This is a genomic window from Betaproteobacteria bacterium (assembly GCA_009377585.1).
Classification (GTDB): Bacteria; Pseudomonadota; Gammaproteobacteria; order Burkholderiales; family WYBJ01; genus WYBJ01.
This window is the reverse complement of the sequence record WHTS01000227.1, coordinates 1-4046: the sequence shown is the minus strand read 5'-3', so window position 1 is coordinate 4046 and position 4046 is coordinate 1. Positions and strand designations below refer to the sequence as shown.

Below are 4046 nucleotides of genomic sequence, written 5' to 3'. Positions count from 1 at the left end.
TTGACGTCCTCGGCGTAGGTCTTGAAGTCGTAGGTATGCTGCTCCGCCCAGGCGCTGTCGCCGTGTCCGCGCAGATCCAGCGCGCGGACGTGATGGTTCGGCGTGAGCCCGGGGGCGGCGAAGTCGAACCAGTGCGCGTGCGCGGCCGCCCCGTGCACGCACAGCATGGGCCGGCGTCCGGCAACGCCGTAATCCAGGTAATGCAGCTTGACGCCGTTGGCGTCGACGAAGTGGCTGCTGCCGGTTGCTGCTTGGAAGTCGGTCATGAATATCGCCCGTTGGTCGTGTGGAGAAACGGGCAATTCTATTCGACCGACCGTACTGTACCGCGACCCTCGGGCTGACCCGCTCGGTCAGCCGCCCATTGCGGCATCGGCCCCGCGTAGCCGCGGGCTACGCGGGGGGGAACGACTGCAGCGTTCAGGTGCGCGAGCGGCGACGCGCTACGGCGCCCACGAGCACCAGGCCGGCGAGCATCAGCGCATAGGTCTGCGGTTCCGGAATCGGGGCGCCGAAAGTACCCGAGAGCGAGTTCGCCAGCGTGACGCCGGCGGGCAGGCTCAAGGTGAGGAACGCGGTATTGCCGAGCTGGCCAGTCGCGGTCGCGCCCGGGTCGAGCTGGAAGACGCTGAACGACAGCAGGGCTCTCAAGTCCATCTCCACCGTTGACCCGGATACGGTCTGGATAACCGTGAGGGTGTCGGTGATCGGTCCGATCGGGTACAGCGCGCCGTCGAAGCCATTGAGCCCGGGATTGGGGCCGAGCTGCAGCGCCGCATTCGCCGACGCGTTCGCGGATCCGCCCGATGTGTCGATGGAGCCGTTCACCGCGAGATCCAGTCTCACATCGTACGGCGTGGTCAGCGTCGATTCGAGCGTGAGCACGTCGCGCACCTCTGCGGATACCTGCATGAGGGGTACTTCGATGTTGCCCTGCCCCGAGCCGGTGTTGTTCGTCAATGTGCCGAAGACCTTGAGCTCGAGCAAGCCGATGTCCGCCGAGGACGCGTACTGGAACAGGCCTGGCTGCGAATCGGCGACGCTCACGATCGAGCGGGTGAAGGGAAGCGTGGTTTCCGCATCCTCCAGGGAGGAGAGCGGAGCGAAGCCTCTGGCCTCCAGGCCGGACAAGCCATCGAGCGCCGTGGCGTGAGCTGAATAGAATGCGACCGAAGCTGCGATGAGTGAGGCAAGAATCAACTTTGCGCGTGTCATGTCCCCCTCCATTGAAACGATCGGCAACAGGCGGCCTGCCGTGGTCTTGGATGCTGTACCGCCAGCAGGCAGGTTACGCTCGGCGAATCACCCTCAGCGCGAACTGCGTCACGTTGTGGAACGTTCCCTGGCCGCGCGGTATGCTCGGTCGGGTGCCGACCGCAAGCCGTCGGCTACTATTGCCGTGGTCCAATGCGCAACGATCGATAAGGGAAACCCCATGACAGACACGAATCGCGCGGCCGAAGCCGAAGCCCACCTGCCGCTTTCCGGCGTTACCGTTCTCGACCTGACCCTCGCCCGCGCGGGTCCGACCTGCGTCCGTCATTTGGCCGATTGGGGCGCGAACGTGATCCGCATCGAACCCCCCGCGCAGGGCGAGGACGAAGTGGGCCGCCGCGACGGGTTCGATTTCCAGAATCTGCACCGGAACAAGCGCGCGATGCAGCTCGATCTGAAATCCGAGGCCGGCCACGCTGTCTTCATGAAGCTGGTCGAGAAGGCCGATGTGATCGTCGAGAACATGCGCGCGGCCGTGAAGCACCGGTTGAAGGTCTCCTACGACGACGTGCGCAAGGTCAATCCGCGCATCGTCTACGGCAGCATCAGCGGCTTCGGCCAGACCGGGCCTTACGGCAAGCGCGCCGGGGTCGACCAGATCGTGCAAGGCATGGGCGGGCTCATGTCCGTGACCGGTCTGCCGGGGCAGGGCCCGGTGCGGGTCGGCGTGGCGATCGCGGATCTCACGTCGGGCAATCTGCTGGCGTTCGCGATCGCGATGGCGCTGTTCGACCGTACGCGGACGGGCGTGGGTAAATGGGTGCACACAAGTCTTCTGGAGGCAACCATCTTCATGCTCGACTTCCAGGCCTCGCGCTGGCTGATGCGCGGCGAGGTGGCCAAGCAGGCCGGCAACGATCATCCGACCGGGACGCCGACCGGCGTCTTTCCGACCAGCGATGGCCATATCAATATCGCGGCCGCGGGCGAGCGTGTCTGGCTACGATTCTGCGACGCGATTGGCCATCCCGAATGGAAACAGAAATCGGAGTGGAGCACGCGCCAGAAGCGCACCCAGGACCGCAAGGCCGTGAACGACGCGATCGGCGAGATTACGCGCCACAAGCCGTCGGCGCATTGGGTCGAATTGATGGAAGAGGCCGGCGTGCCGTGCGGGCCGATCTACACCATCGACCAGACGTTCGCCGACCCGCAGGTCCAGCATCTGGGAATTGCCGCGCCGGTTTCACACCCGAGCAAGGGCGAGTTCAAGATCGTCGGCTCTCCGATCAACGTGCACGAAACGCCGAAAAAAATCCGCCGGCCCACGCCGGACCGGGGTGAGCACACCGACGAGATCCTGCGAGGGTTCGGTTATACCGACGAGCAACTGCAGGAGCTGCGTGCTGCCGGCGTGCTCGGCTGATCCTTTCCCTCACTTGCAGTGCGCGCATCGGCATGCAGGCCGATGCCGTTCGCCCGGCGCGGACCCGTGGTCCGCGAATTCCCGGGCTCACCCCCCCAGCCCCTCTCCCGGGGGGAGAGGGGAGCGTTGTGCTGCTCGCCGGTGCGGGCAGATTATGCCTTCCACTGTTCCGGGTCGATCGGATGCCGATCGTACTGGCCGACGCCCTGGATCAGCAGGAAGCGGCACGGGTGATCGCCGCTGGGCGTGATCTTGTGCGGTCGATTGGTCGGGACTGCGAAGCTCTCGCCGACGGCCAGAAGGATGCGCTCGGGTGGACCGAGCAGCTCGATCTGGACCGTGCCTTCGAGGCAGTAGGTCGTGTCGGTGATGATCGTGTGGTAGTGCCAGGGGATCATCTGTCCCGGCGCGAGCGTGCGTTCCTGCACGCCGACATCGGCTCCCTTGGCAATCCAGTTCACCTTGCCGGCGCGGACATAGGCTTCGGTCATGACGTGCTCCGGAAACGGTCCATGCTATTTTGTCGCGGGCAGCGCAACCGACAAACCCTCCATGCTATTTTGCCGCGGGCGGCGCAACCGATAAACCTTTCACGCCGCTTTTCTCGATCCACTGGGCGACGAGCCCCGACGCTTTCGCGTCTTCGACCAGATCGCGCAAGTAGGCGGCCGCAGCATCGCGTCCTCGCGGCGTGCCCACCGTGTGGCGAACGACGGTGAAGTTGCCGTCGAGGATGCGCGAGCCGGGTAGGGTGGGTGCCAGTTCCAGCAGTTGCGGCTTGAGCCCGGCCAGGGCTTCGAGCTTGTCGTCCACGAAGCGCTTGCTGGCCGTGCCGATGCCCTCGACTTGCACCAGCTTCGCCTGCTGGATCGTACGGCTCAGATAGAGATCGTAGGCGCTCTTTGCGGCAACGGCGATGCGCACGCCAGGCCGGTCGACCTCGGCGACCGCGCGTAGCGGCGAACCCGCGGGCACCAGGTATGTGGTCTCGATTTCGGTGAGCGGCGTTGCGAACGCGATCTCTTTCTCCCGCTGTGGCTCGACGCCGAGGACCGAGATGTCCCATTCGTCGCTGCGCACCGAATCGGCCAGAGCGCCGGCCGACTTGTAGGAGATGATCTCCAGCGGCAAGTCCAGCCGGCGCGCGAGCTCGCGTGCGAACTCGACGGCTACGCCACCCTGTTCGCCGTTCGGTCCGAGGGTCGTGAGCAGGACATTCTGGAAATTGATCCCCGCGCGCAGCTTGCCGGTGGGCGTGAGCTCGGCCTTCGCGGGCGGGGGAATGGAGGGTGTGGCGGAGGCAGTCATGGGCGGTGTCCTCGTATCGCAAGGGGGTTGCTACAGGCTGAAGTTTAGACGCAGTTGTGCGAAAACCACACCACCCCGGCGCTTCGCGCCACCCCTC

General features: G+C 65.4%; 5 protein-coding genes. 1 reads left to right on the top strand and 4 read right to left on the bottom strand.

The genetic code is table 11. From position 1 onward, the window contains the following. Both GEV05_30710 and GEV05_30705 read right to left on the bottom strand, forming a co-directional pair. Positions 1-266: alpha/beta hydrolase (locus tag GEV05_30710; GenBank protein ID MPZ47650.1), on the bottom strand; the 266-nt coding region annotated here is incomplete at its 3' end. A gap of 154 nt (positions 267-420) precedes the next feature. Further along, positions 421-1227, bottom strand: coding sequence for a PEP-CTERM sorting domain-containing protein (locus GEV05_30705; GenBank protein MPZ47649.1), 807 nt, complete (start codon positions 1225-1227; stop codon positions 421-423). Positions 1228-1435: 208 nt separating this feature from the next. On the opposite strand from GEV05_30705, the gene GEV05_30700 reads away from it, so the two are divergent. Next, entirely contained in the window at positions 1436-2641 is a 1206-nt protein-coding gene (locus GEV05_30700; protein ID MPZ47648.1) for a CoA transferase, read from the top strand. Positions 2642-2793: 152 nt separating this feature from the next. On the opposite strand, the gene GEV05_30695 is transcribed toward GEV05_30700, so the two are convergent. Together GEV05_30695 and GEV05_30690 are read right to left on the bottom strand one after the other, a co-directional pair. Further along, positions 2794-3132: a cupin domain-containing protein gene (locus GEV05_30695; GenBank protein MPZ47647.1), complete on the bottom strand. Its 339-nt coding sequence runs from the start codon at positions 3130-3132 to the stop codon at positions 2794-2796. A 64-nt stretch (positions 3133-3196) separates the two neighbouring features. Further along, complete coding sequence (locus GEV05_30690) at positions 3197-3949, bottom strand: transporter substrate-binding domain-containing protein (GenBank protein MPZ47646.1); 753 nt, start codon at positions 3947-3949, stop codon at positions 3197-3199. Positions 3950-4046 lie beyond the last annotated feature (97 nt).

Coding starts and splice junctions, on each gene's coding strand:
- GEV05_30705 (MPZ47649.1), bottom strand. CDS start 1,227: ATGGAGGGGGACATGACACGCGCAAAGTTGATTCTTGCCTCACTCATC.
- GEV05_30700 (MPZ47648.1), top strand. CDS start 1,436: ATGACAGACACGAATCGCGCGGCCGAAGCCGAAGCCCACCTGCCGCTT.
- GEV05_30695 (MPZ47647.1), bottom strand. CDS start 3,132: ATGACCGAAGCCTATGTCCGCGCCGGCAAGGTGAACTGGATTGCCAAG.
- GEV05_30690 (MPZ47646.1), bottom strand. CDS start 3,949: ATGACTGCCTCCGCCACACCCTCCATTCCCCCGCCCGCGAAGGCCGAG.